This is a genomic window from Peribacillus sp. SIMBA_075 (genome assembly GCF_046534585.1).
The window spans coordinates 1-243 of the sequence record NZ_JAWRYN010001421.1; the positions used below are offsets into that span (position 1 = coordinate 1).

A 243-nucleotide genomic window follows, 5' to 3' on the forward strand; every position below is an offset into this window, starting at 1 on the left:
GTATGCCATATCTAGCCACAATTCCAACTATTATTGCTGGAACAATGGATGACTGAGCTTCTATGGTGCTTACTTTATATTCTTTTCCTGTATCATGATCCACAAGTGTTGCTGTAAAATCATTTCCCTCAATCTCTTCAATACACAGACATGAAAGAAAGGTAGTGAACACATGAAATATAGTGGTCTATCTCAAAAGATTGTGCTTATCACAGGAGCCGGACAAGGTATTGGACAAGCAGT

The 243-nt window shown here is 38.3% G+C and carries 1 pseudogene; it reads right to left on the reverse strand.

Features of this window, described 5'->3' with window-relative positions:
* Window positions 1-142: pseudogene (locus tag SB775_RS33040) on the reverse strand (SAR2788 family putative toxin); the annotation flags it as partial.
* Window positions 143-243 lie beyond the last annotated feature (101 nt).